This window comes from Vibrio sp. 1402, assembly GCF_033340275.1.
The window spans coordinates 40,104-66,396 of record NZ_JAWOWE010000017.1; the positions used below are offsets into that span (position 1 = coordinate 40,104).

Sequence of the window (26,293 nt, forward strand, 5' to 3'; positions counted from 1 at the left end):
TGCAAGGATACAAGAAAGCGAGATGCCGAGCGAGTGAGCATTTCTAACGCAAACCGTTGCCTAGTTGTTCGTTATTTTAACTAAGTCACAAAAATTTTGTGCCACCCCCTTGGGATCGCTGCTTCGACCCCTTATATAGGGATCACGTGTCTGGGGCTACAGTCCCTAAGGACAATTATCAAATAAACATGGAAATTTTCAGGAGAGACGACCGATGAACATTCGTCCATTACATGACCGAGTTATCGTTGAACGTAAAGAAGTTGAATCTAAGTCTGCTGGTGGCATCGTTCTGACTGGTTCTGCTGCAGAAAAATCGACTCGCGGTGTTGTTCTAGCTGTGGGTAAAGGCCGCATCCTAGAAAACGGCACCGTACTGCCACTAGACGTTAAAGTCGGTGATACCGTTATCTTCGCTGAAGGTTACGGTACAAAAACTGAAAAAATCGACGGTAAAGAAGTGCTTGTCATGTCTGAAAACGACATCATGGCGATCGTTGAATAATAGCAATCATTGAGTAATTTTTTGCTCAGATTCAATTACGAAATTACACACAAAGAATTTTAGAAAGGAAATCAAAGATGGCTGCTAAAGACGTTAAATTTGGTAATGACGCACGAGTTAAAATGCTGGAAGGTGTAAACGTTCTGGCTGACGCAGTAAAAGTAACACTGGGTCCTAAAGGACGTAATGTCGTTCTAGACAAATCTTTTGGTGCACCAACTATCACTAAAGATGGTGTATCAGTAGCGCGTGAAATCGAGCTGGAAGATAAATTCCAGAACATGGGCGCACAAATGGTTAAAGAAGTTGCGTCTAAAGCAAACGACGCAGCGGGTGACGGTACAACAACAGCAACGGTACTAGCGCAATCTATCGTTAACGAAGGTCTAAAAGCAGTCGCAGCGGGCATGAACCCAATGGATCTTAAGCGTGGTATCGACAAAGCTGTTGCCGCGGCAGTTGAGCAACTAAAAGAGCTTTCTGTTGAATGTAACGACACAAAAGCGATCGCGCAGGTTGGTACTATCTCTGCAAACTCAGACGCAAGCGTAGGTAATATCATTGCAGAAGCAATGGAGCGTGTGGGTCGTGATGGCGTTATCACGGTTGAAGAAGGTCAGGCGCTACAAGACGAGTTAGACGTAGTAGAAGGTATGCAGTTCGACCGCGGTTACCTGTCTCCTTACTTCATCAACAACCAAGAATCAGGCAGTGTTGATCTAGAAAACCCATTCATTCTTCTTGTTGATAAGAAGATCTCAAACATTCGTGAGCTTCTTCCAACGCTAGAAGCTGTCGCGAAAGCATCTCGTCCATTGCTTATCATTGCAGAAGATGTAGAAGGCGAAGCGCTAGCAACATTGGTTGTGAACAACATGCGTGGCATCGTAAAAGTTGCAGCTGTGAAAGCACCTGGCTTCGGTGACCGCCGTAAAGCAATGCTACAAGACATCGCTATCCTAACTGGCGGTACTGTGATTTCTGAAGAGATCGGTCTAGAGCTAGAAAAAGTTGCACTAGAAGATCTAGGTCAAGCGAAGCGTGTTTCTATCACGAAAGAAAACACGACTATCATCGATGGTATCGGTGAAGAAGAGATGATCTCTGGCCGTGTTACTCAGATTCGTCAACAAATCGAAGACGCAACTTCAGACTACGACAAAGAGAAACTACAAGAGCGCGTAGCTAAACTGGCTGGCGGTGTTGCAGTAATCAAAGTCGGTGCAGCGACTGAAGTTGAAATGAAAGAGAAGAAAGATCGTGTAGAAGATGCGCTAGCCGCAACTCGCGCAGCGGTTGAAGAAGGTGTTGTTGCTGGTGGTGGTGTTGCACTTATCCGCGCGGCATCTAAGATTGCTCACCTAACGGGTGACAACGAAGAACAAAACGTTGGTATTCGCGTTGCACTACGTGCAATGGAAGCGCCAATCCGTCAAATCACGAAGAACGCAGGTGAGGAAGACTCAGTTGTTGCGAACAACGTGAAAGCGGGTGAAGGTAGCTACGGCTACAACGCGGCAACAGGAGAATACGGCGACATGCTAGAAATGGGTATCCTAGATCCAACTAAAGTTACTCGTTCTGCACTACAATTCGCAGCATCGGTTGCAGGTCTGATGATCACAACTGAAGCGATGGTTACTGACCTACCGCAAAAAGACGCGCCAGCGATGCCTGACATGGGCGGCATGGGTGGCATGGGCGGTATGGGCGGCATGATGTAAGCTAGCTTATCTCATCGCTCTATGGAAGCCCTTATAGCGGAAAGATAACCGACCAAACCTTTAAAAGTCGAGGCAGATGCCTCGACTTTTTTATGCGTGTCACCCGAGAAACATGACGTTCTGGAGTGGCTTATCATGAGATTTTTGAGCGTAAAAAGCGCCATTTCAGAAGCAAAAAATCGAAGAGAAATATTTTTTCTTTTGAGTCAGATGGTTAAATCTGACCTATTGCTAACACTTTTTGAACGGGGACAGAGCAAAATCTGAACATTACACTATGTTGTAAATTGTTGCTTCCCATCATGGAGATGAAAATGAAAAAGCTTATGACGTCATTGGCGGTTGCAGCCGCTATCGCATCACCTGTTGCTTTTGCCGACAGTACACCTGTGATGTTCTCTACTATCGATAACACAAACGCACCTTCTAATTCTTCAGTTGGTGGCGTTCGTTTAGCTGTGCTGCATGGGCAGGTAAATGAGGTTAAAGGTGTCGACTTTTCACTGCTTGGTATGTCAGAAACGGATCGTACGACAGGTGTGAACTTCGGTCTGTTTTTTGGCGCAGCAAAAGTAAATCAAGAAATGAAAGGCGCGTCTTTAGGCTTAGTTAACTGGAACCAAGGTCAGACGACGGGTGTTAACTTGGGTGCTGTTAACATTACGAACAACGTAAAAGGCTTGAACTGGAGCGCGGTGAACTATTCTGAAGGCTACACCATGGCGGATGTGGGCTTAGCGAGTATCTCTAAGAAGTCTAATTTCCAGTTTGGTTTCTTCAACATGACCGATCAAATCGATGGCGTGCAAATTGGTCTTTTGAACTGTGCGGATAACGGTTTCTTCAAGTGTTTCCCACTCATCAACTTTGCTAAGTAATCCCTGAGAAAGTCAGAATCTTTATATACAGAAAGCCCTCGATGTTCGTCGAGGGCTTTTTAATTACAGATGGGATGAAGCGAGTTTCTCGGAGCGTTAACTATTTAATTAATCGTGATGAAGTTTTGCGTTGTTGAATTCTTTGATGAACACCGCGGCGTAATGCTTTGATGTGGTTTTCTGCTTTATCCACACCTAACAACACGGTTAATGTCAGGAGAGTAATAACCACCGACTGCGTTAAATAACCTAAACCTATCATCAAACCTAAACCTGCTAGCACCCATATTACAGCCGCGGATGTTACGCCATGGATTTTTCCATCAAGTGTCATCATAACGCCAGCGCCTAAGAAGCCGACGCCAGTAATGATCTGACCAAGCACTCGTGCTTGATCAAGTGTATTTGGCGATAACGACACGGCCATCGACATAAACAGGTAGGTGCCTGAAATAATTAGTATTGCTGTGCGAATGCCAACCGGTTTACCACGAGTTTGGCGCTCTATACCGATCATGAGCCCATTAATGGCGCAGCATAGTAGGGCAGGCCAACTGAATGGGCCAAGATCGAAAATTTGTTCGAATGCAGTATGCATCTTGACCTCCAAAAGTGCGGAGTATGCATAGACTTACCGTGCAAAGCGAACAAAAATAATCAATCTAGACGACAAATTTAATTGAGCGTTGGAGCTTATTCTAAATGCAAATCCAACGGCGTTTTACTTGGCCTGCCACCAATTTCTCGTGTGAGTTTTGGCACCAGATAACCCGATACACGCGTGATGAGTCCGCGCATAATAGCTCTCGCTTCTTCGTCCGAAATAAAGTAGTGCGCTGCGCCTTGCACCTTATCAAGAACGTGGAGGTAATAAGGCAAGATACCCGCGTCAAATAAGGCCTCACTTAACGCCACTTGAGCTTCTACCGAATCATTCACGCCTTTCAGCAGAACGCCTTGGTTTAGAAGCGTAACGCCCGCTCTTTTGAGCTTGAACATCTGTTCAGCAAATTCGTCATTGATTTCGTTGGCATGGTTGATGTGAGTGACGAGGATGATTTGTAACCTTGATGCTTGCAGAAGTTGGCATAGTTCATCAGTGACTCGAGCTGGAATCACCACAGGTAAACGGCTATGAATACGCAGACGTTTGATGTGAGGAATATGAGCAATGTGCTCTAAAAGCCAATGAATCTCATCGTCTTTTGCCATTAATGGATCACCACCTGAGAAGATGACTTCGTTCAACTCTGGTTGTTGTGCCATGTACTCTAAGCACTTGGTCCAGGCTTGTTTCCCGCTTTTGTTCTCTTGATAAGGGAAGTGACGACGAAAACAGTAACGGCAATTTACCGCGCAGCCACCTTTGACAATCATCAGGGCGCGGTTGCGATACTTGTGTAGCAGGCCAGGGACTTCATTGTCTTGCTCTTCCAATGGATCATTGGAGTAACCCGGATGCACCTCAAATTCGTCGCTCAGTGGTAAAACCTGACGTAAAAGAGGGTCTTTAGGGTTGCCTTTCTCCATCCTATCGACAAAACTTTGCGGTACACGCTGTGCAAACAGCTTGCGCGCGGCAAACCCGTCTTGCCACGGTGAAGGATCAATTTCCAGTATTTCGAGCAATTTTGCAGGATCAGAGATCCCATTCGCCAACTGTTTGAGCCAGTTTTGCTCAACAGATTCGACTTTTCGGGTTATTATGTGCGGCATTGAATTTAGCTCTAAGAATGTAAGAGGAAAAAATGGCTACAGTTAGCACCAATGAATTTAAAGGCGGTCTTAAGTTAATGCTTGATAACGAGCCTTGTGTAATTCTGGAAAACGAATACGTTAAACCAGGTAAAGGCCAAGCGTTCAACCGTGTTAAAATTCGTAAACTTCTTTCTGGTAAAGTGCTAGAGAAAACATTCAAGTCTGGTGACACTTGTGAAGTGGCAGACGTAATGGATATCGACCTAGATTATCTATATTCAGACGGCGAATTCTACCACTTTATGAACAGTGAAACGTTTGAACAGATCGCAGCGGATGCAAAAGCGGTAGGTGAAAACGCTAAGTGGTTGGTAGAAAACAACACTTGTATGATCACTCTTTGGAACGGTAACCCAATTACTGTTACTCCACCAAACTTCGTTGAGCTAGAAGTTGTAGACACAGATCCAGGCCTGAAAGGTGATACTCAAGGTACTGGCGGTAAACCAGCGACGCTATCAACTGGCGCTGTTGTTCGTGTTCCTCTGTTCATCTCAATTGGTGAAGTGATTCGTGTAGATACTCGTACTGCTGAATACGTAGGTCGTGTGAAGTAAGCACTTTATATTATTGTTAGAAAGGTCGCTTCGGCGGCCTTTTTTATTGCCTGTGATTCTTCTCTTTTAATCCCTCTGCGTAAAACATCGATATCCTCCGCAAATTTTTGATGATTTTGTATTATTCGTAAAAATCTTATTTATTCCATGAATCTGTCGATTATTCCTTAATGTAACATTTTGATACATTAGTGCTTGTCGCTGAGTTGCATAGCAATCTGATTTTTATCGATTTAACTCAGTAACAATCCAAAAAGGAGAACAAAATGGAAAGCAGAGGTTTAGGAAGGGGTTTAAAGGTGGAAGAAAGACGTCAGTTACTACATAAAGGATTAAAAGCAGCCGTATTTGGCGTACCGCTGTTGGCAATAGGCTTAACGATTAATAGCTCGGTGCTGATGACCGATGCGGGTTACAGCTACGTGCATCAGAATAATATTACTGGTGAGTTGGATGTGTTTACTGAACCTGGCATTCATTTTCGTATGCCATTTCTGTCCAAAATCACCAAGTATGACCAAGTGATCACCGTGTCATTCGGTAACAGCAAGGGCGAAGATTTTTATCAACGCCTTGATGCGATTCAGGTTCGATTTGCCGACACCTATATTGGTCAGATCCCCGTAACATTCCGCTTTAAGCTCAGTAATGACCCTGAAGCGGTGAAGAAGATGCATAAAGAGTTCCGCAACAACAGTAACTTGATCGATGCGCTGCTTGTAAAGAACGCACGTAACGTAACGGTGATTACCGCAACCCAATACACGGGTGAAGAGTTTTTCCAAGGTGGTTTGAACCAGTTCAAATCGAAACTTGGCGATCAGTTACGAGAGGGGATTTATCTAACAGAGCGACGTCAGGTTGAAGTGGAAGAGTTGGATCTTGCGCCTGTTGGGGTGAATCAAGCTAATCCGAACCAATTACAGCGCACCAATCAACTGGTATGGAAAACTGTGCCAGTCGTAGACAAAACCGGGCAACCAATTCGTCAAGACAATCCGTTACAACAATACGGTATTCAAGTGACGCAGGTGACCATTGGTGACCCGCAGCCAGAAAAGCAATTAGATCAGCTATTGGCAGATAAAAAGCGTTTAGTGGCGGATCGTATTCGCGCGATTCAGGAACAAGAAACGTCGAAAGCACAGGCAGAGACCGAGCAGTTACGCAAAGAGATTCAACGAACACGTGAGGTGCAAGACGCCCAGCGTGGTAAAGAACTCGCAATTATTGCTCAACAAAAAGAAGTGGAAGTGGCGCGTCAGATTGCAGAGCGTGAAATCGTTGAAGTGGAAAAAACCAAACGACTTGCTGAGGTCGAGAAGGAGAAAGAGCTAGCTATCGCAGAGGCTAACTTAGCGATTCAAAAAGCGAACGCACTTTCTGCTGAGTTTGAAGCGAAAGCGATATTAGCGAAAGGTCGCGCAGAATCTGAAGTCCTAAAAGGTAAGTATGCGGCGTTAGGAGCAAACCGTGAAGTTTACTTGGCAGAATTGAATCGAGACGTAGCGAACTCGCTGTACAACAATTTGCAAAACTTCCAAGTTCAGATGCCACAAAATTACATTGGTGGAAGTGACGAAACGGGCTTGAAAACAAACCTAGATGTGATTACTGGCTTTGGTGCTCTGGGTCTTATGGACCAGACAAAGAAGGTCGCACAGCAATAAGATCATGGGTGGTCAAAAGCTTAAAAAGCAAAAAGATCATAGGTAACCCAAAGCAATAAAAAGCTGGCATTTAGCCAGCTTTTTCTTTTTTTGGTTAGTCTCTTAAATCATGAAGATAAAGATAACTGCTAGTGCAGTGATGAGGCCTGCAAATGCATAGCATGCAATTTTACCAATCACACCAGTGTGGAACTTAAGGTCGTGCATGCCGTGGTGTACACGGTGCATTGCGTGCCACATTGGCAATGCTAGCGTGCCAATGATGAATAGCGCACCGATGATGCTGGTTGCGAATGCAGAGACACGCTCGTAGCTCATCGCTTCTGCGTCAATCACGCCTAGTGGTACCAAGATACCTAGCACAAGAACAGTGATTGGCGTGATCATCGCGAACCAAGTACCGCCTGCGCCAAACAGACCCCACCAGATTGGCTCATCAGAACGTTTTGGTGATGTGTTTACACTATAATTCGGTTTCATTGCTCAGCTCCTTACACCACGATGAGAACGATCAGTGAGATGAACGCAACCGCGGCCCACTGAGTCAATACGATGATCTTCTTGTCCACTGGTTTGCCTTTCAAACGAATTGGCATTACTTGTGGCATCATGCTGAAGAAAGTTTGAGCGTGGAATAGGCTACCGAGTAGTGCAACAATGTTGATTGCGACTACGATTGGGTTCGCCATGAACGCTAACCAACCTTGCCATGCTTCAGGACCTTTCACCAAGCAACCTAAACCGAAAGTTAGGAACAGAGTGAATAGAATTAACGGAAGCACCGTCGCTTCACGTAGCATGTAGAAGCGGTAGAAAGGATGGTTCTTCCACCAAGTGCGTTTTACTTCACGAACGTAAGGTTTACGATTGCTCATCCTTATGCCTCCACTTTCTTTGGTGAACCATCAGGTTTCAACATAGCAATCACGAAGTCCATAGAAGACTCCACTTTGCCTTGGTTTACTGCCGCTGCTGGGTCAACGTTCTTCGGACAAACTTCAGAACAGTAACCAACAAACGTACAACCCCAAGCACCGTTTTCACCGTTGATAAGCTTCATGCGCTCATCTTTACCGTTGTCACGACTGTCTAGGTTGTAGCGGTGGGCTAGCGTTAGTGCAGCAGGACCGATGAACTCTGGGTTAAGACCAAACTGAGGACATGCTGCATAGCACAGACCACAGTTGATACAGCCAGCAAACTGTTTGTATTTCGCCATCTGTTCTGGCGTTTGCAAGTTCGTACCGTCTTCTGGTTTACGATCGTTACCAATGATGTATGGTTTGATTGCTTCTAGGCGCTCGATGAATGGCGTCATATCAACAATCAAGTCTTTCTCGATTGGGAAGTTCGCTAGAGGCTCGATAGTCACACCGTCTGGGTAGTCACGTAGGAAGCTCTTACAAGCAAGTTTCGGTACGTTGTTCACCATGATGCCGCAAGAGCCACAGATCGCCATACGGCAAGACCAACGGTAAGACAGATCTTTGTCTAGGTGGTCTTTGATGTAACCAAGTGCGTCAAGTACAGACATGGTTTCATCGAATGGGACTTCGAATGTTTGCTTGTATGGTTCTGCATCTTTTTCTGGGTCGTAACGCAGGATGTCTACTTTTTGAATGCGATTTGCTGACATTATGCTTGCTCCTCTGCGTTCTTCTCTTCAGCCGCGGCTTTTTCTGCTGCTTCACCGTATAGACGAGCTTTTGGTTGTGACTTAGTGATGGTCACATTGCTGTAATCGATACTTGGTGCTGACTCTGGCTTGTAGAAAGCAAGTGAGTGTTTTAGGAAGTTCACGTCATCACGTTCTGTACAACCGTCGTCTAGACGTTGGTGCGCACCGCGAGATTCTTTACGTAGAATCGCAGAGTGAACCATCGCTTCTGCGACTTCTAGGCCGTAGCCTACTTCAATGGCGTACAGAAGGTCAGTGTTGAACACTTTACCTTTGTCTTTGATGCTGATGCGTTTGTAGCGTTCTTTCAACTCAGTGATCTTGTCGATAGTCGCTTGCATCAAATCTTCTTGGCGGTAGATACCACAACCCGCTTCCATGGTGTGGCCCATTTCTGTGCGGATTTCTGCCCAGTTTTCGTCGCCTTCTTGGTTCATTAGGTTAGCGATGCGTTCTTCAACCGCTTTTACTTGCGCGTCAATTGCCGCGTCGTTCCAGCCTTTGAATTCTGCCGCACGTTTCACGGCGTTTTCACCTGCTACGCGGCCAAATACCACGAACTCAGCCAGTGAGTTAGAACCTAGACGGTTTGCACCGTGAAGACCAACAGACGCACATTCACCCACCGCGAATAGGCCTTTAATGCGAGTTTCACAACTGCCGTCCGTTTCAATACCACCCATGGTGTAGTGAACGGTTGGACGAATTGGAATTGGCTCTTTTGCAGGGTCCACGTTTACATAAGCTTTTGCTAGCTCACAGATGAACGGCAGACGTTCTTGTAGGTACTCTTCACCAAGGTGGCGAAGGTCTAGGTGCACCACGTCACCCAGTGGGTGTTTGATGGTGTTGCCTTTCTGTTGTTCGTGCCAGAAAGCTTGAGAAACTTTGTCACGAGGACCCAGTTCCATGTATTTGTTCTTCGGTTGGCCAACTGGAGTTTCAGGGCCCATACCGTAATCTTGTAGGTAACGGTAGCCATTCTTGTTAACGATGATACCGCCTTCACCACGACAACCTTCCGTCATCAGGATACCTGTACCAGGAAGACCTGTTGGGTGGTATTGAACGAATTCCATATCACGTAGAGGAACGCCGTGACGGTAAGCCATTGCCATACCATCGCCCGTTACGATACCGCCGTTGGTGTTACAGTGGTAAACACGGCCCGCGCCACCTGTTGCTAGAACAACAGATTTTGCTTTGATAGTAACAAGCTCGCCTTCAGACATGTGAATAGCAATCAGACCTTGAACTTCGCCTTCATCAACAAGCAGATCCACCACAAAGTACTCATCAAAACGTTTGATGTTGCTGTACTTCATTGATGTCTGGAATAGCGTATGAAGCATGTGGAAGCCAGTTTTGTCTGCAGCGAACCAAGTACGTTCAACCTTCATACCACCAAAGCGGCGTACGTTGACTTCACCGTTCTCTTTACGACTCCATGGGCAACCCCATTGCTCCATTTGGATCATTTCGCGAGTCGCGTTCTCTACAAAGTATTCAACAACATCCTGTTCACATAGCCAGTCACCACCGCCAACAGTGTCGTTGAAGTGGTTGTCTAAGCTATCTTCATCCTTGATAACTGCTGCTGAGCCACCCTCTGCAGCGACCGTGTGGGAGCGCATTGGATAAACTTTAGAAATCAGAGCGACTTCTAAGTCTGGGTTTGCTTCAGCCGCTGCAATAGCAGTACGAAGACCAGCGCCGCCTGCGCCGATGACTGCGATATCTGTGGTGATAATTTGCACAGTTATCCTCCAGTGTGTGATTGCGGAAATCCGCTTGTTATTGTCATTACGAGGCGCTCTTTAAAAAGAACTCCCCAAAAGTAGTAGGGTTAGTGTAGATGAGCCACATGGCAGAAAAATTGATGTAATTGGGCTTTTGCTTCGGTAATGCACTTAAGGGCATAGAATTTATAGGTTATGTGACTGCTATCACGGCATCGAGGTTTTGGTCCTCAAGCATTAACATTAGGGATGTTAAACCCGTGTTGCGTGACATTAACCGCATGGATAATAGGATTTTAACTGAGTGTTTTTTGTTCTGCGGCACGAGTAATGCTTGCCTCAAATTTGCGAGCACATTAGTAAAAAGAAGAAGGGATATTCCTCTCTTCTTGAAGAGTAAAAAGCATGTAGAATGAGACTTTCCTCGCTGAATTAAAGTTTGAGAGACTTGTTATGCAAACCAACTGGCAACCTACTGCTTCCATTGACCAACTTCGTCAACGTGCGACGTTAATCGCGTCGATTCGACAATTCTTCGCTGACCGACAGGTGATGGAAGTCGATACGCCAGCCATGAGTCACGCAACCGTGACTGACATCCATTTGCATACTTTCCAAACCGAGTTTGTTGGCCCAGGCTATGCCGATGGCAGTAAGCTGTTTTTTATGACCAGCCCAGAATTCCATATGAAGCGCCTTTTGGCTGCGGGCAGCGGTTGTATTTATCAAATCAACAAAGCATTTCGTAATGAAGAGAATGGTCGCTACCACAACCCTGAATTCACGATGTTGGAGTGGTATCGCGTTGGCTTTGACCATCATAAATTGATGGATGAAATGGATGACCTGTTGCAGCTGGTATTGAAGTGTGGCGCAGCGCAGCGCATGACGTATCAGCAAGCCTTCATTGATGTGTTGGGTGTGTGTCCACTGGAAGGCTCGATGACTGAGCTGAAAGCGGCGGCAAGCAAGCTGGGTTTGAGTGACATTGCTGAGCCAGAAGAAGATCGCGATACGCTGCTGCAACTACTATTTAGCGTGGGAGTAGAAAACAAAATTGGTCAGGACGTGCCGGCTTTTGTGTACGACTTCCCTGCATCACAGGCGGCGCTTGCGAAAATCAATCCTCAAGATCATCGCGTCGCGGATCGTTTTGAAGTGTACTTTAAGGGGATAGAGCTGGCGAACGGATTTCATGAACTGGATAACCCGAAAGAGCAATTAGCGCGCTTTGAACAAGATAACGCAAAGCGTATCGAAATGGGTTTAAAACCACAGCCGATCGATTATCATCTGATCTCTGCACTGGAAGCAGGGTTGCCAGATTGTGCTGGGGTCGCGTTGGGTATCGATCGTTTGATCATGCTAGCGCTAGGCTGTGACCACATTGATCAAGTGACGGCCTTTCCATTTCCAATTGCATAAGGACGTCCAATGAACCTGACGGCTGCACGTTTCGTCATCTTTAGCTACGCCATATTGATCGCTTTTTTATCTCTGAGTTCAGGTGAACTGCAAGACTGGGGCAATATTGCGTATCTCGACAAAATGCAGCACGCTATGGCGTATAGCGGCTTTGCGTTTTTAGGTTGCTTTTGCGTGTGGCGTTGGCGTCAACGTTGGGCGGTGGCGATTGGTATTTTGCTATTCAGCGCCGTTATTGAGTGGTTGCAAGGGTATGTAGGGCGACAAACTTCTTGGTTAGACCTTGTCGCCAACTCAACTGGCATCTTAACTGGTCTGTTATGTTACCGTATTTGGAGCCTCTATCGACCTAGGTTGGTGAAGTCGCTATACTCGATTCGTTAATGAAGAGGGAACACGATAACAATGAAAACGCGCGACAAAATCGTCTACGCGGCACTGGAGTTGTTCAACCAACATGGTGAGCGCAACATCACCACCAATCACATTGCCGATCACATCGAAATTAGCCCTGGTAATCTGTATTACCACTTCCGCAATAAGCAAGAAATCGTTCGTGAGATCTTTGCGCTTTATTCAGCAGAACTTTTAGAAAGATTTACCCCTGTTCAAGGTTCGCAAGAGAGCCTGACTATGCTGAAGAGCTACCTAGACTCTATTTTTACCTTGATGTGGAAATACCGCTTTTTCTACGCAAACTTACCAGAAATCTTGTCACGAGATGAACAGCTACACGAACAGTACATCGATGTGCAAGAGAAGCTGCAAGCGAACCTCATTGCTATTATGCAAGAGTTCGTAACGATGAAGCTGTTGAATGTCGATCAACAACAGTTGAAGTCATTGGTATGTACATTGCACTTGATTGCGTGTAGTTGGTTGGCGTATCAATCCGCGATGGCTTCAAAAACCAACATTACCGAGCAAATGGTGAAGCAAGGGATGTTGCAGATGCTTAATGTCGTTAAGCCATTAGCAACTGAACAGGGCTTAGAGCAGCTACTGTTATTAGAAGATGCGGTTAGCAATCTACACAGTTAAACGTCAAACTGCTTAATATTTCGAGAGTCACTCTCATTTTCGAGTCGTGGCTCGAGTTGACTTGTCAAATATGCCACGCACAATAGTCCCATACGCTAAAAACCCTTGCAGGGATAAGATTCTCGATAAAGGAACTATCGCCCCATGAATTACGACATTTTTAATGGTGATGCTGATGGCATCATTGCTCTTCTGCAATTACGTTTGGCTGATCCTGTCGATGCCCAGTTAATAACTGGTGTAAAGCGCGACATCAAGCTGGTGGAAAAAGTAGACGTGCAAGCGGGTGATGAGCTGACTGTGTTAGACATTTCGATGGAAAAGAACATGGCAGGTCTAGAGCAAGCTTTGGCTCAAGGCGCTCACGTCTTTTACGCCGACCATCACAAAGCGGGTGACATTCCTCAGCATGGTAATTTGGATGCGCACATCGATCTCGATGCCAACATGTGCACGGCGTTGATTGTCGATAAGTTGCTTGATGGGCGTTTTTATGACTGGGCGATTACGGCGGCTTATGGCGATAACATGATTGCTAAAGCCGATGAGTTAGCGAATAACGCGGGCTTGTCGCAGCAACAGAAAGCGCAGCTAAAAGAGCTGGGTACTTTAATTAACTACAACGGCTACGGATCGAAGGTCGAAGATTTACACTTTCATCCTGCGGAGCTGTACCGAGCTTTGCTGAAGTACACGTCGCCATTTGAAGCTATTGAAGATAAGGCCTCGCCATACTACCAATTGCAATCGGCTTACCAACAAGACATGGAGGCGGCTCTCGCAGTGCCTGCCATGCATGAGAGTGGTAAGCTGAAGTTGTTTGAGTTACCAAACACGGCGGCATCACGCCGAATCAGTGGTGTTTATGGCAACTCGCTGGCAAACCAAAACCCTGACTCTGCGCATGCGGTACTTACTGAAAATGCAGATGGGACTTATACGGTTTCACTTCGTGCCCCGTTAAACAATAAACAAGGTGCCGTGGCCGTGTGTGGTCAGTTCCCGACAGGTGGGGGGCGAGAGGCGGCGGCAGGAATCAACGCGTTAAGCAAAGATGATGTGCATGCTTTTATTGATGCGGTAGAAACCTACTACGCATAGCATTTTCCAAAATATGAATGCAAAAAAGGAGCCGAGTGGCTCCTTTTTTATTATAAGTCGATGAGTCAGATAATCAGCGTTTTAACCAAGATTTCGGATTCTGCGCTTCACTATTACGACGAATTTCAAAGTACAGCGATGGCCTGTCTTGACCACCCGTATCACCCGCGAGAGCAATCACTTCGCCGGCGGTGACTCGATCGCCTTCTTTTTTCGTCAACGCTTGGTTGTAACCATAGAGGGTCATGTCACCTTTTCCGTGGTCGAGCAGTACCACTAAACCGTATCCGCGCAGATACTCAGCAAATACGACAGTACCAGGATAAACGGCTTTCACTTGTTGACCATAGTTGGCAGACAACACCATACCCTTCCAGTTTACCTGCCCAGTTTGTCGCGTACCAAAGTTGTGTAACACACTGCCTTTGAGTGGCCAAGGCAACTTACCGCGCTGTTTGCCGAGTCCGTCCATTGGCACCGCATTACGCTTCGCTGCTTTGGCGATCTCTGCTTTTAAACGGGTTTCGTTGCGTTGCAGCTCGGCTAAGTAGCGTTTGTCATTCTTGATACTGCTCTGAATTTTATTCAGGGTTTGCTTACGCTTGGATTGTGTACTCGCTAGCGCTGTACGTTTTTCGGATTGCTGCTTGAGCAGAGTCTCGATTTGCTCTTTTTCTAGCTCGAGCTGGTTTTTGTTGTGCGCTAATTCTTGGGTTATTTTGGTGATCGCATCAATCACTTCAGCACGTGCTTTAGCTAAATGCTGGAAGTATTGGCTCATGCGGTCTTCTTCCACACCTTGATTTAACAAGTGACCATTGGCCTTCGCTCGCTCGGTTACGTAATACGTTTGCAGCAGCTGTTTGAGTTCTTCTTCTTGCTCTTGACGCTGTGCTTCTTGCAAGGCAATTTTCTCTTCCAGGTTTTCTATGTTTTTGTCTGCTTGTGCGAGGTTAGACTTGGTTTGTCGTATTTCACGCTCAAGCTTAGAAATACCAAGCTCTTGATCTTTTAGTGATTTCTGTAACTCATTGAGCTGCTTTTCTTGGGAAGAGAGCGATTTGCGCTGACGGCTTATCTCACTGGATACGCCTTTGAGCTCTTGCTGGCTTACAGCAGAGGAGGTAGTGGGATAAGTGGCGGATAAAGCACAAGTTAATAAAATAGCCGAGCGTAGAACAGGGTGATTTTGTTTTCGCACTTGAGAGTTACCTACCACGTTGTTGTCAAAAAGGTTTGTTGACGATTAAATACCATCCCCATGGATAAAGCTTTGCGATTTACCGTTAAAGCCTTGATCCATATCGAGAGAAGGTTTGTCCGTTTTTGGACGTCCGACGATTTTTGCAGGCACGCCAGCCACCGTTGTGTGAGGAGGCACGGCTTGCAATACCACAGAGCAAGATCCGATTTTCGCGCCTTCACCAACTTCGATATTGCCAAGAATCTTTGCACCAGCTCCGATCATCACACCCTCGCGAATTTTCGGGTGACGATCACCGCATTCTTTACCAGTACCACCAAGGGTGACATCTTGCAGTATAGACACGTCGTTTTCGACCACGGCAGTTTCACCAATCACGATGCCTGTTGCATGGTCGAGCATGATACCACTACCAATGCGCGCTGCAGGGTGGATATCGACCTGACATGCTACCGAAATCTGATTTTGTAGGTAAGTCGCAAGAGCGTGACGACCTTGCTTCCACAGCCAGTTTGCTACTCGGTAGCCTTGCAGTGCGTGATAGCCTTTTAGGTACAGCAATGGCATTGAGTACATTGAAACAGCAGGGTCGCGATTGACCGTGGCACAAATATCACAAGCCGCGCCGTCAGTGATGGTTGGATCAGCCGCAAAGGCTTCTTCAACCACTTCACGCACAGCCATCGCTGGCATGGAAGCGGTGTTCAATTTGTTAGCCAGAATATAACTCAGAGCGGCACACAAACTTTCATGCTTGATAATGGTGGCATGATAGAAGCTTGCCAGCATAGGCTCTTGTTCTGACATTTCACGGGCTTCTGAGACAATTTTGTTCCAGACTTTTTGTTTTTCGCAGTGTTTCATTCTCAATATCCAGAGTGGTTCTTCCGTGACCCGACAACTTCAATTTTTCTCAGATGAGCTGCAAAGGGCGGTAGATTGCTACTTTCCTTCGGCTTTTTTGTCACGAGCAAGTAAATCTTGCGCTGCTAAGCGCGCATCTTTTCCTTGATACAATACTTGATAAATTTGATCAACTATCGGCATCTCAACACCCATACGTTGAGAAAGTAGCCATACTTCTTTTGTATTGCGGTAACCTTCAACCACTTGACCAATTTCTTCTTGAGCCGTATCAACGTCTTTACCTTGGCCTAATGCCAAGCCAAAGCGTCGGTTACGTGATTGGTTATCGGTACATGTCAGGACAAGATCGCCTAAACCCGCCATGCCCATAAAGGTTTCTGGCTGTGCACCCAGCGCAGCACCAAGGCGACTCATTTCAGCCAAGCCACGAGTAATTAATGCGGTACGAGCATTGGCGCCAAAACCGATACCATCAGACATACCCGCACCAATCGCAATAACGTTTTTCACAGCGCCGCCCAATTGCATACCAATAAAGTCACTATTGGCGTATACGCGGAAGGTTTTGCTACAGTGGATTTTTTCTTGTAGATCCGCAACAAATTCAGAATCTGGAGACGCAACAGAGATTGCAGTCGGCATACCCATTGCGAGCTCTTTCGCAAACGTTGGGCCAGACAATACTGCTAGTGAGTAGTTTTCACCGATAATGTCATAAGCAACGTCTTTCAGTAGGCGCCCCGTTTCAGGTTCAAGCCCTTTGGTTGCCCAACAGATGCGAGAGTCTTCGCGCAAGAATGGTTTACAGCTGTTTAGCACGATGCCAAAGACATGGCTTGGAACCACAACCAACAAATCTCGGCTTGCTTGAACGGCTTTTTCTAAATCCGATTCAATGATCAAGCTTTCAGGGAAATCAACACCTGGTAAGAAGGCATGGTTAGCTCGGTCTGCTTCTAGGCGAGCCATGTGCTCTGGCTCGTGTCCCCAAAGGACAACGTTCGCGCCGTTACGAGCGAGTGAGATTGCCAAAGAGGTGCCGTATGAGCCTGCGCCAATCACAGTCATTGCGATGTCTTTACCGTAAGCATTGTTTGTATTTGCTTGTGTCATGCTACCGCCTAATTGTCTTGCTACTAGTAGAATCTAGTTCCTAATCGTCAAATTTTACGCCTTCTGGCGATTAGGAACTAGGAACTTTTGTCAGAAATAAAAAATGCACATTGCATCGGATGGTAGACGCTCTGTGCATTTTATTTGATTCGGTGACGTCAGCACTGTGGCTATTCGTCACTTATAAAACGTGAATTACGCTTCAGCTTCGCCTTGTTGAGCTTGCTGTTGTAGGTAGTTCATGAATAGCGCGTCAAAGTTTACTGGCGCTAGGTTCAGTTGAGGGAACGTACCTTTAACGACTAGGCTTGAGATAGTTTCACGAGCGTATGGGAATAGGATGTTCGGGCAGAATGCGCCTAGGCAATGTGCAAGTTGACCAGCTTCCATTTGTTCAGCAGTGAAGATACCACCTTGTTGAACTTCACATAGGAACGCAGTCTCTTCTTCGTTCTTCACAGTAACGGTTAGACGTAGAACAACTTCGTACACGCCTTCACCAAGCTCACGGCTTTGAGTGTCTAGGTCTAGTTTAACGTCTGGGTTCCACTCTTTCTGGAAAATTACTGGAGAGTTCGGCGCTTCAAAAGAAACGTCTTTTAGGAAGATGCGTTGAATTGCGAAGTTTTGTTGTGCGTCTTGAGGTGCTGCTTCAGCCATTTTTTAATCCTTAAATCAATATTTGTTGAGCCTAGAAACGTCTAAGCTCAGAAAACTGGTATGTCCTGAGACTAACTGAGCCAATCTACCTTGACTAGATGAAGCGTGTATTACGTGCAAAGCGTCACAACTTAGTGCTCCAACTGCTTTCAATTTGCTCAGTTCTTTGTCCGCGAGGCTTGGTAAAAGCGCGTTTAAACGCGAACTTTCGTTCTTGCCACGTTCCTACTTCTTACCGCGAACTAACGGCAGGTTCGCTTCGTTCCACGCAATCAAACCATTTTTTAGTAGGCTCACGTTTTCGAAGCCAGCTTTTACTAGTAGGTTTGCGCTTTCTTGAGCGGTCTGTCCTGTCTTACATACAACAATGATTGGGTCTGATTTGTGGTTTTCAAGGCTACCCAAGTTACCCGCTTTGATGTCTGACGGTAAAATGTGAAGTGAGTCGGTGATATGACCTTTTTTGAACTCGTCTTTGGTACGGATATCCACTACAACGCCGTTTTCACGGTTCATAAGATGAGTCAGTTGGTTTACGTTGATTTCTTTGTATGCGGCTGTCGCTGATTTCACGATGTTCATGATAAAGGCGACAAGAAGACCTACCCAAACCAAAGATAGAATCATGTTCTGTTGGAAAAATTCAATGTACTCTTGCATGTCTTGAGCTCTTACGCTGTTGGCGGAAAAATAAAGCAGGAGTATAGCGAGGTTACGGCTCTTAGGCGAGAGGGTTAAAATTTTCTAACGAATAATTGAGATCTCTATAAACCCGTTATGCCCTTACTATCCGTACATTTCGCTCTGGTAGCTTGATTGCTTTGGCCTATTGGACTTATCGGTTTAAGTGACTTCTGTTTTACTGAGAAAAGAGAACAATAAGTATTAACCCATCTTGTTTGATGTTGCTTTAAATTAGCACTGTTTCAAGTGCAAAAATAAGAATGAGAAGCGTAAGAAAACCGAACTTAGACTGGGGTGTACAAAGCGTATTAGAAATGACTATGCTTGTGGAACACGTTTGTCGGCACTGACTCGTTGTTCGCTTAACTTGTAAGATAGCAACAATAAATCGCAAACATTATTTGATCTTAACCTACAGTTTTGGTTAAAAAGTGTAGTAAAATTACGCTAGTTTTGTTTCAAGGTTAGATAGGGCAGCGAGGCCCTACGCCAAAAGTTACTTAAATTTGATGAGGTCATCACTATGTCAGCTAAGAAGCCACTGGCTCTAGTTATCCTTGACGGTTACGGTTACCGTGAAGACACAGCAAGTAACGCAATTGCGAATGCGAAAACACCAGTAATGGATGCTCTGATTGCGAATAACCCACACACATTAATCTCTGCTTCAGGCATGGATGTTGGCCTTCCTGATGGTCAAATGGGTAACTCTGAAGTTGGTCACACTAACATTGGTGCAGGCCGCGTTGTATACCAAGACCTGACTCGTATCACTAAATCAATTGCGGATGGTGAGTTCGAAGAAACGCCTGCGCTAGTTGAAGCTATCGACTCTGCAGTGAAAGCTGAAAAAGCAGTACACATCATGGGCCTGATGTCTCCAGGCGGTGTTCACTCTCACGAAGACCACATTTACGCTGCAGTTGAAATGGCAGCGGCGCGTGGCGCAGAGAAAATCTACCTACACTGCTTCCTAGACGGCCGTGACACACCACCACGTAGTGCTGAAAACTCACTACAACGTTTCCAAGACCTATTTGCGAAACTAGGTAAAGGCCGCGTTGCTTCTCTAGTAGGTCGTTACTACGCAATGGACCGTGACAACAACTGGGATCGCGTCCAAGTTGCTTACGATCTTCTAACTCAAGCTAAAGCTGAGTTCACAGCAGAAACGGCAGTTGCAGGTCTAGAAGCGGCTTACGCTCGTGAAGAAAACGACGAATTCGTTAAAGCAACAACTATCAAAGCGGAAGGTCAAGAAGACGCAATCATGCAAGATGGTGATGCGGTTATCTTCATGAACTACCGTGCTGACCGTGCACGTCAAATCACTCGTGCATTCGTTCCTGCGTTTGACGGCTTTGAGCGTGCAGTATTCCCAGCAATCAACTTTGTGATGCTGACTCAATACGCGGCTGATATCCCTCTAGCTATCGCATTCCCACCTGCGTCTCTAGAAAACACTTACGGTGAGTGGCTATCTAAACAAGGTCAAACTCAGCTACGTATCTCTGAAACAGAGAAATACGCACACGTGACTTTCTTCTTCAACGGTGGTGTTGAGAACGAATTCGAAGGCGAAGAGCGTCAGTTGGTTGCTTCTCCAAAAGTTGCAACGTACGACATGCAGCCTGAAATGAGCTCTCCAGAACTAACAGAGAAGATGGTTGCGGCTATCAAATCAGGTAAGTTCGATACCATCATCTGTAACTACCCGAACGCAGATATGGTTGGTCACACTGGCGTTTATGAAGCGGCTGAGAAAGCAATCGAAGCTCTAGATGAAAGCGTGGGTAAAGTGGTTGAAGCAATCAAAGAAGTTGGCGGTCAACTATTGATCACTGCGGACCACGGTAACGCAGAAATGATGATCGACCCTGAAACTGGCGGCATCCACACTGCTCACACTAACCTACCAGTGCCTCTAATCTATGTAGGTGACAAAGCGGTTGAATTCAAAGAAGGCGGTAAACTGTCTGACCTTGCACCAACCATGCTTTCTCTAGCTGGTCTAGAAATCCCAGCAGAAATGACGGGTGAAGTATTAGTTAAATAAATAATTAACTAACGGCTCCGAATGACAAAAGCCCGAGTTTAAACTCGGGCTTTTTTGTATCTGGCAATAAGGGCTGGTCTGTAAGGTTACTGAACCAAAATGCCCGCACCAATCACAGCTAGGGCTGCGCCCAACCATGCAAATCGGTTTGGTCGGCGTTTAGTGTAAATCCAGAGCAGTGGTAGCAACATAATTGGCGTGGTTGAAGATAGAAGTGCAACCATACCTACATTTCCTTCTTGCAGTGCGTATAAGATTAGCGTCATGCCGACGGCCATCGCCAAGAAACCATTAAGGGCAGTAATACCAAATATGCGCCAAGTAATGTGTTGCGTCGAGCGAGCGACTTTGACTCCTAGAATTAACAACATGCTGTGGGCGAAAAAGGCACTGATCATTCGAATAGCAGAAGCCGCAACTGGGTCAATACTGGTTTGCATTACTGGCTTGGCGATGATGCCGCCCAATGCTTGGCACATTGCTGCGGTTAAGCCAAGTCCAATACCCACCCAGATGTTACCTTTAATGTCTTCCAAGACGTTATTCACTTGACCTCTTCGGCCAAAGAATATCGCCATCACCACGCCGCTAAATACCAATGATGCGCCCAGTAGTTCTATTGTGGTCATGACTTCGCTAAATAAGAAGTAGCCCAAGATGGCAGAGAACACGGCGTGGCAAGAGAAGAGTAACCCGGCTTGTCTTGGCCCCATACGATTCAAACACGCGAATAGAGCGGTATCGCCAATAAAAATACCAATCAGTCCTGAGGCCATCATTGGCGTTACATGTTCCCAAGAAACCGTTAACCAGCCGCCAGTTATCCAGGCCATTGTTGATAAGATCACGGCTGTGCAGCCCATACGCCAGCGGCTGTAAGAAAATGCGCCTAGGTGTTGTGCAGGAATGACCGAAATTAGGCTAGAAACTGCCCACAGAAAAGCGGCGCATAAAGCAAGCCATTCGTAACCCATGATGTGTCGACGTCCTTGTAGAGTAGAGGAGTCTTAATATGCACGAAATTTATGGGATGTAAAAGCCGCTCTGTAAGGGCAGTAGCTGGAGAGCAGCTCCATGACAACACGCTTTTTCATGGAGCTCTTCGATTAAAACAGTACCAAAACTGCGCCATACACGATAAGTAGACCAATCAAACCAAGAATCAGCCCCACTTTCGCCATGTCTTTGCTCTCGATGAGGCCTGTTGAATAAGCCAAAGAGTTTGGTGGTGTGGAAACCGGTAAGATCATGCCAAGTGATGCGGAGAAGGCGACGACAACCAGTAAACCTTGTAGGCCACCAACCGCAATAAGGCTTGGCATGGATGTACCAATAGCGGCAGCAATAGGCATCAATAAGTTTGCTGTTGCGGTATTAGACATAAAGTTCGCCATTAACCAACACACTACTGATAGGGCTAAAACAACGGCAAATGGTGATAGCAGGCTGTAATCAATGGCGTGCGCTAATGCTTCGGCTAAGCCCGTTTTGTCTAAGGCAATACCAATTGCTATACCACCGGCAACCAGCCATAAAACATCCCAGTTAATCAGCTTGAGCTCTTCTTTTCCCATAATGCCCGTTAACGTGAACACTGCTAGTGGGATAATCGCGACAACGTATGTATTCATGCCATGCACTTTCGTTGTCATCCAAAGCACAATGGTTAGTGCAAAAGTGATGTAGACGACGATCGCACGCCAGCTCCTTTTGAATGTACCATCTAGCTTTAGTTTCATTTCTGGTTCGCTAGACGGAAACAGCTTTTGCAACAAGAACCAAGCTACAGTGAGTTGTACCAACACAAATGGTAGACCCATTGTCATCCACGATAGGAAGTCTATCGCGTTTTCTCCAGTGAGATATTGAAGCGCTATCGCATTAGGTGGCGTGCCTATCGGAGTCGCAATGCCGCCTGTATTCGCGGCAATTGGAATACACAACACCAGTGCTTTAATCCCTAAATCCCCTTTAGGTGCTGAAGCGACGATGGGGCCAAGCAGGGCTAGCATCATCACGGTCGTGGCAGTATTGGACATAAACATTGAAAAAACGGCGGTAATTAACATCAAGCCCAGCATGATGAACTTAGGTTGTGTGCCGAATGGTTTTAGTAGCACTCGGGCGAGGTTGTTGTCGAGCTCGTATTTGGAAGCCGCAATCGCGAGAGCAAAACCACCCATAAAAAGAATAATGATCGGTGAAGAGAAGGCCGAGAAAATATCGGTGTAAGCAATTAACTCTCCTAAATCATGCCCCGCTGGTGGATTGCGAAATAGATGCAAACCTTTATCCGATATCATGATCAGTTCAAGAGCGATAATAAGAATGGACGTAGCAAAAACGGGAACCGGCTCGAGAACCCAAAGTAGGGCAGCAAGAAGAAAAATAGCCAACAGGCGATGCTGAATTAAAGTGAGATCGTCAATAGGAATAGCATCGATCGGCATCATCAAAACACCGAGCGGAATTAAAAAGCACACCAGCAATTTCGCTAACGTGTTTACACTCATCTTTGGCATTGGCTGCCCCTCTAAATATTCATTCTAAGCGCAGGATAATTGATTGTGGAATGAGGGTCTTAGAGGCAGGTATGAGTTTGAGAAATAGAGGCTAAATTTCGAACGGAGTTTTGCTTTTTATCAATAAAAAGAGCCCTTAATAAAGGGCTCTTTAACGGTGTTTTACTTATTTTTTCAAGGCGTAAGGTGTGCCCATAACGGTTGGCTTACCGTTTTCCATGCTTGCGTCAAACTCAATCGCGTCTTTGGCAAACAGGTTAATAACAGTAGAACCCAGTTTGAAGCGGCCCATCTCTTCGCCTTTTTTCAAGATCACGGCCTTGTCACCCTCTGCTGGGTAATCCCATTTGTAGACAGTGTTTCCACGAGGCGGAGTGATCGTGCCAGCCCATACTTGCTCAATGCTGCCAACAATTGTCGCACCAACAAGCACCTGTGCCATTGGACCAAACTCAGTATCGAAGATACACACCACACGCTCGTTACGTGCAAATAGGTTCGGTACGTTTTCTGCTGTCAGAGGGTTTACTGAGAACAGGTCACCTGGTACGTAAATCATTTGGCGCAGAGTGCCGTCACATGGCATGTGTACACGGTGGTAATCGCGCGGAGATAGATACAATGTGGCAAAAGAACCATCTTTAAATTCGTCCGCTAAATTCGCGTCACCGCCCAGCAATTCTTGTGCTGAGAAGTGATGACCTTTTGCTTGGATAAGTTGACCATCTTCAATAGGGCCAAACTGGCTAACACAAGCGTCGGCTGGATGAGTGATGACGTTTTCGCCTTCAGAAATTGGGCGTGCGCCTTCTTTTAGCTCACGAACGAAAAACTCGTTGAACGTTTTAAAATGCTTAGGATCTGAGTGCTTTGCCTCATCCATATTCACATTGTATTGTTTGATAAACCAACGAATAACTGCTGTTGTTAGACCGCCAGCTTTTGCTGAAGCCAGTTTACCCATTAGGCGAGTGAGGCCGTGTTGTGGGATCCAGTACTGCAGTCCAACTTTAAACTTGTCCATCTTTAATTCCGATACTTCTGTTAGATTCGCGCTTTAGGGCGCGTGATGTTACTGAAATTTAATTTGCTTGTCAGTATTAGGTGAAGACTTTTTACACAGTTACAGCCTTAACTCAATTACAGATCGGCTTTTTTATTACGTGAATACTGACGATTTGCTTTGTTTTCAACCATGCTTTCCAAAATGCGATGATAGTTTTCAAAGCGAGTTTCGTTAATTTCCCCGTTCTCGACAGCTTCGCGTAGAAGGCAGCCTGGGTCATCATTGTGTTTACAATCTCGGAACTTGCAACCGCCTAAATATGGTCGAAATTCAACGAATGCTTTTGTTACTTCTTCTGCTTCCAAATGCCAAAGACCAAATTCACGTACTCCAGGTGAGTCGATCAAATCGCCACCCGTTGGAATGTGGTATAAACGTGCAGCCGTCGTGGTGTGTTGGCCCAAGCCAGAGTTCTCAGAGACTTCGCCTTCTTCCACTTCGCTCTCTAGTTCCGGCATTAACGCGTTGACTAAGCTGGATTTCCCTACGCCTGATTGACCAACAAAGATATTAATTCGGTCACGCAGCAGGGTTTCTAGTTCAGCAATGCCTTCTCCAGACTTCTTGCTGACCAGAAGCACTTTATAGCCAATGCGTTCATATTCTTTGAGCCATTCTTCATACATTGCACGATCATCGGCTTCTAGAAGGTCGACTTTATTTAAGACCAACAATGGCGCAATATTCAGTGTTTCTGATGCAACGAGATAGCGGTCAATAATATTTAGCGATAGCTCTGGTAATACCGAAGAGACAATGACCATTTGATCAATATTGGCTGCAACGGGTTTTAGGCCATCGTAATAATCTGGACGAGTGAGCACTGAAGAGCGAGGTTCTACCGCTTCAACAACACCAGAGATGCCCGCCATAGACTCCAATCCTTCGCGCCATAAAACACGATCGCCAGATACTAGAGACTCAATACCACGGCGGAGGTTACAGCGTTGAATTTCGCCTGTTTCAAGGTCTTCAATGTCCGCGTGCTGACCAAAACGAGTGATCACGAGACCTTGCTTGCTGGCGCCTAGCATGTTTTCATCCCACTGGATGGACTCTTCTTGCTTCTTCAAACGCTTTTGTTGGTTGCTACGTACGCGTCGCACCTGACCTTTGGTTAACTTTTTCTTCTTTGCCACAATTCTGTACTTTATGTGAATTTACTCAAATGGTTGAGCCGTACTCTTGGCTCCGTGTATGAGTATCGTGTTTCTCGTATTTTGAGGTATAGTACCTCTTTTATCGATAAACAAATAGGCGGCGTAACCATGTCCTTTAGCGATCAAAACCTAATTTGGGTTGATTTAGAGATGACAGGGCTTGATCCTGAAACGCACAAAATCATCGAAATTGCTTCTATTGTCACGGATAGCGAACTAAATATTTTGGCTGAAGGTCCAGTGTTAGCGATTCATCAGCCGGAAGAAGAACTAGCGAAAATGGACGACTGGTGTACTAATACGCATACGGCAAGCGGTTTGGTTGAGCGCGTTCGAAACAGTCAAATCTCAGAACAAGACGCAGTCGCACAAACCATTGAATTTTTAGAAAAATGGGTACCGAAAGGGGCGTCGCCAATATGTGGTAACAGCATTGGGCAGGATCGTCGCTTTTTATACAAGCATATGCCTGAGTTGGAAGAGTTCTTCCATTACCGATATGTTGACGTTAGTACTCTTAAAGAACTAGCACGTCGCTGGCAACCTGAGGTGCTAAATGGGTTCACAAAACAGGGAACACATTTGGCCTTGGACGACATTCGTGAGTCCATCGCAGAACTTAAGTACTATCGAGGTACTATTTTCAAGATTTAACTGTTAAGGTTGCGATCCAAATTGTTGTAATTTATATCGCTTTTGATTGCTTTTTCGTCGTTCAGTAAAAAAATAAAGTTTTTTTGAAGGAAGGACTTGCATCACAAAAAAATGCTCTTATAATTCGCAGCCCTAAACAGCGGAAACGTTGTTGATGCGACACTAGCTCAGTTGGTAGAGCGCAACCTTGCCAAGGTTGAGGTCACGAGTTCGAACCTCGTGTGTCGCTCC

General features: G+C 45.9%; 26 protein-coding genes and 1 tRNA gene. 12 read left to right on the top strand and 15 right to left on the bottom strand.

Annotated features, from left to right (window positions below; translation table 11 throughout):
• Positions 1-214: 214 nt before the first annotated feature.
• The 3 genes from R7044_RS21620 (at position 215) to R7044_RS21630 (ending at position 3,107) form a co-directional block, all read left to right on the top strand.
• Positions 215-505: a co-chaperone GroES gene (locus R7044_RS21620; RefSeq protein ID WP_005381516.1), complete on the top strand. Its 291-nt coding sequence runs from the start codon at positions 215-217 to the stop codon at positions 503-505.
• A gap of 77 nt (positions 506-582) precedes the next feature.
• A complete protein-coding gene (gene groL, locus R7044_RS21625) occupies positions 583-2,229 on the top strand; it encodes a chaperonin GroEL (protein ID WP_053303028.1) in 1,647 nt (548 codons plus the stop codon).
• Between the two features lie 314 nt (positions 2,230-2,543).
• Positions 2,544-3,107, top strand: coding sequence for a VC2662 family protein (locus tag R7044_RS21630; RefSeq protein ID WP_005381507.1), 564 nt, complete (start codon positions 2,544-2,546; stop codon positions 3,105-3,107).
• A gap of 100 nt (positions 3,108-3,207) precedes the next feature.
• Here R7044_RS21630 and R7044_RS21635 read toward each other — a convergent pair whose 3' ends face one another.
• Positions 3,208-3,705: an MgtC/SapB family protein gene (locus tag R7044_RS21635; protein WP_005381504.1), complete on the bottom strand. Its 498-nt coding sequence runs from the start codon at positions 3,703-3,705 to the stop codon at positions 3,208-3,210.
• 95 nt (positions 3,706-3,800) lie between these two features.
• Positions 3,801-4,823 carry an EF-P beta-lysylation protein EpmB gene (gene epmB / locus R7044_RS21640; protein ID WP_225455802.1) on the bottom strand — a complete coding sequence of 341 codons (1,023 nt, stop codon included), beginning with the start codon at positions 4,821-4,823 and terminating at the stop codon, positions 3,801-3,803.
• A gap of 32 nt (positions 4,824-4,855) precedes the next feature.
• On the opposite strand from epmB, the gene efp reads away from it, so the two are divergent.
• Entirely contained in the window at positions 4,856-5,422 is a 567-nt protein-coding gene (gene efp / locus R7044_RS21645; RefSeq protein ID WP_005381500.1) for an elongation factor P, read from the top strand.
• Between the two features lie 266 nt (positions 5,423-5,688).
• A complete protein-coding gene (locus R7044_RS21650) occupies positions 5,689-7,092 on the top strand; it encodes an SPFH domain-containing protein (RefSeq protein ID WP_042523712.1) in 1,404 nt (467 codons plus the stop codon).
• Positions 7,093-7,194: 102 nt separating this feature from the next.
• Here the strand turns inward: R7044_RS21650 and frdD are convergent, their stop codons facing one another.
• From frdD to frdA, 4 genes are read right to left on the bottom strand one after another with little or no spacing between them, the layout of a single operon-like run.
• Positions 7,195-7,572, bottom strand: a complete 378-nt coding sequence (gene frdD / locus R7044_RS21655; protein WP_005381493.1) for a fumarate reductase subunit FrdD — start codon at positions 7,570-7,572, stop codon at positions 7,195-7,197.
• Positions 7,573-7,583: 11 nt separating this feature from the next.
• Entirely contained in the window at positions 7,584-7,967 is a 384-nt protein-coding gene (frdC, locus tag R7044_RS21660; RefSeq protein WP_005381491.1) for a fumarate reductase subunit FrdC, read from the bottom strand.
• A gap of 2 nt (positions 7,968-7,969) precedes the next feature.
• Positions 7,970-8,728, bottom strand: coding sequence for a succinate dehydrogenase/fumarate reductase iron-sulfur subunit (locus R7044_RS21665; protein ID WP_005381489.1), 759 nt, complete (start codon positions 8,726-8,728; stop codon positions 7,970-7,972).
• Positions 8,728-10,527 carry a fumarate reductase (quinol) flavoprotein subunit gene (gene frdA, locus R7044_RS21670; RefSeq protein ID WP_017821831.1) on the bottom strand — a complete coding sequence of 600 codons (1,800 nt, stop codon included), beginning with the start codon at positions 10,525-10,527 and terminating at the stop codon, positions 8,728-8,730. The genes R7044_RS21665 and frdA overlap by 1 nt, the downstream gene beginning before the upstream one ends.
• Before the next feature lie 435 nt (positions 10,528-10,962).
• On the opposite strand from frdA, the gene epmA reads away from it, so the two are divergent.
• The 4 genes from epmA to R7044_RS21690 all read left to right on the top strand — a co-directional run bounded on the left by epmA (position 10,963) and on the right by R7044_RS21690 (position 14,076).
• Positions 10,963-11,934 (top strand): elongation factor P--(R)-beta-lysine ligase, encoded by a 972-nt coding sequence (epmA, locus tag R7044_RS21675; RefSeq protein WP_005381485.1) that lies wholly within the window; start codon positions 10,963-10,965, stop codon positions 11,932-11,934.
• Between the two features lie 9 nt (positions 11,935-11,943).
• Positions 11,944-12,318: a VanZ family protein gene (locus R7044_RS21680; protein WP_005381482.1), complete on the top strand. Its 375-nt coding sequence runs from the start codon at positions 11,944-11,946 to the stop codon at positions 12,316-12,318.
• A gap of 21 nt (positions 12,319-12,339) precedes the next feature.
• Positions 12,340-12,975: a TetR/AcrR family transcriptional regulator gene (locus tag R7044_RS21685; protein ID WP_225455803.1), complete on the top strand. Its 636-nt coding sequence runs from the start codon at positions 12,340-12,342 to the stop codon at positions 12,973-12,975.
• A gap of 144 nt (positions 12,976-13,119) precedes the next feature.
• A complete protein-coding gene (locus R7044_RS21690; RefSeq protein ID WP_213871906.1) occupies positions 13,120-14,076 on the top strand; it encodes a DHH family phosphoesterase in 957 nt (318 codons plus the stop codon).
• A gap of 73 nt (positions 14,077-14,149) precedes the next feature.
• Here R7044_RS21690 and R7044_RS21695 read toward each other — a convergent pair whose 3' ends face one another.
• The 5 genes from R7044_RS21695 to R7044_RS21715 form a co-directional block, all read right to left on the bottom strand.
• Positions 14,150-15,295, bottom strand: a complete 1,146-nt coding sequence (locus R7044_RS21695; RefSeq protein WP_213871905.1) for a murein hydrolase activator EnvC family protein — start codon at positions 15,293-15,295, stop codon at positions 14,150-14,152.
• 27 nt (positions 15,296-15,322) lie between these two features.
• Positions 15,323-16,144 carry a serine O-acetyltransferase gene (gene cysE, locus R7044_RS21700; RefSeq protein WP_005381475.1) on the bottom strand — a complete coding sequence of 274 codons (822 nt, stop codon included), beginning with the start codon at positions 16,142-16,144 and terminating at the stop codon, positions 15,323-15,325.
• Between the two features lie 78 nt (positions 16,145-16,222).
• On the bottom strand, positions 16,223-17,260 hold the full coding sequence (gene gpsA, locus R7044_RS21705; protein ID WP_005381474.1) for an NAD(P)H-dependent glycerol-3-phosphate dehydrogenase: 1,038 nt from the start codon (positions 17,258-17,260) through the stop codon (positions 16,223-16,225).
• 195 nt (positions 17,261-17,455) lie between these two features.
• Complete coding sequence (gene secB / locus R7044_RS21710; RefSeq protein WP_005386410.1) at positions 17,456-17,920, bottom strand: protein-export chaperone SecB; 465 nt, start codon at positions 17,918-17,920, stop codon at positions 17,456-17,458.
• Positions 17,921-18,145: 225 nt separating this feature from the next.
• Positions 18,146-18,580: a rhodanese-like domain-containing protein gene (locus R7044_RS21715; RefSeq protein ID WP_005386415.1), complete on the bottom strand. Its 435-nt coding sequence runs from the start codon at positions 18,578-18,580 to the stop codon at positions 18,146-18,148.
• Between the two features lie 547 nt (positions 18,581-19,127).
• On the opposite strand from R7044_RS21715, the gene gpmM reads away from it, so the two are divergent.
• Complete coding sequence (gpmM, locus tag R7044_RS21720; protein ID WP_033907178.1) at positions 19,128-20,660, top strand: 2,3-bisphosphoglycerate-independent phosphoglycerate mutase; 1,533 nt, start codon at positions 19,128-19,130, stop codon at positions 20,658-20,660.
• 86 nt (positions 20,661-20,746) lie between these two features.
• Here gpmM and R7044_RS21725 read toward each other — a convergent pair whose 3' ends face one another.
• From R7044_RS21725 to rsgA, 4 genes are all read right to left on the bottom strand, one after another.
• Complete coding sequence (locus R7044_RS21725) at positions 20,747-21,634, bottom strand: DMT family transporter (protein WP_005386417.1); 888 nt, start codon at positions 21,632-21,634, stop codon at positions 20,747-20,749.
• Between the two features lie 132 nt (positions 21,635-21,766).
• The gene (locus R7044_RS21730; RefSeq protein ID WP_025768799.1) at positions 21,767-23,182 is read right to left on the bottom strand and encodes an SLC13 family permease; all 1,416 of its coding nucleotides are present in this window, start codon (positions 23,180-23,182) and stop codon (positions 21,767-21,769) included.
• A gap of 166 nt (positions 23,183-23,348) precedes the next feature.
• Complete coding sequence (gene asd, locus R7044_RS21735; protein ID WP_005381465.1) at positions 23,349-24,206, bottom strand: archaetidylserine decarboxylase; 858 nt, start codon at positions 24,204-24,206, stop codon at positions 23,349-23,351.
• Positions 24,207-24,322: 116 nt separating this feature from the next.
• On the bottom strand, positions 24,323-25,387 hold the full coding sequence (rsgA, locus tag R7044_RS21740; RefSeq protein WP_025768798.1) for a small ribosomal subunit biogenesis GTPase RsgA: 1,065 nt from the start codon (positions 25,385-25,387) through the stop codon (positions 24,323-24,325).
• Between the two features lie 129 nt (positions 25,388-25,516).
• Between rsgA and orn the strand changes: the two genes are divergently transcribed.
• Positions 25,517-26,062 (top strand): oligoribonuclease, encoded by a 546-nt coding sequence (gene orn, locus R7044_RS21745; protein WP_017635574.1) that lies wholly within the window; start codon positions 25,517-25,519, stop codon positions 26,060-26,062.
• A 156-nt stretch (positions 26,063-26,218) separates the two neighbouring features.
• A tRNA-Gly gene (locus R7044_RS21750) sits at positions 26,219-26,291 on the top strand.
• The last annotated feature ends 2 nt before the right edge of the window (positions 26,292-26,293 follow it).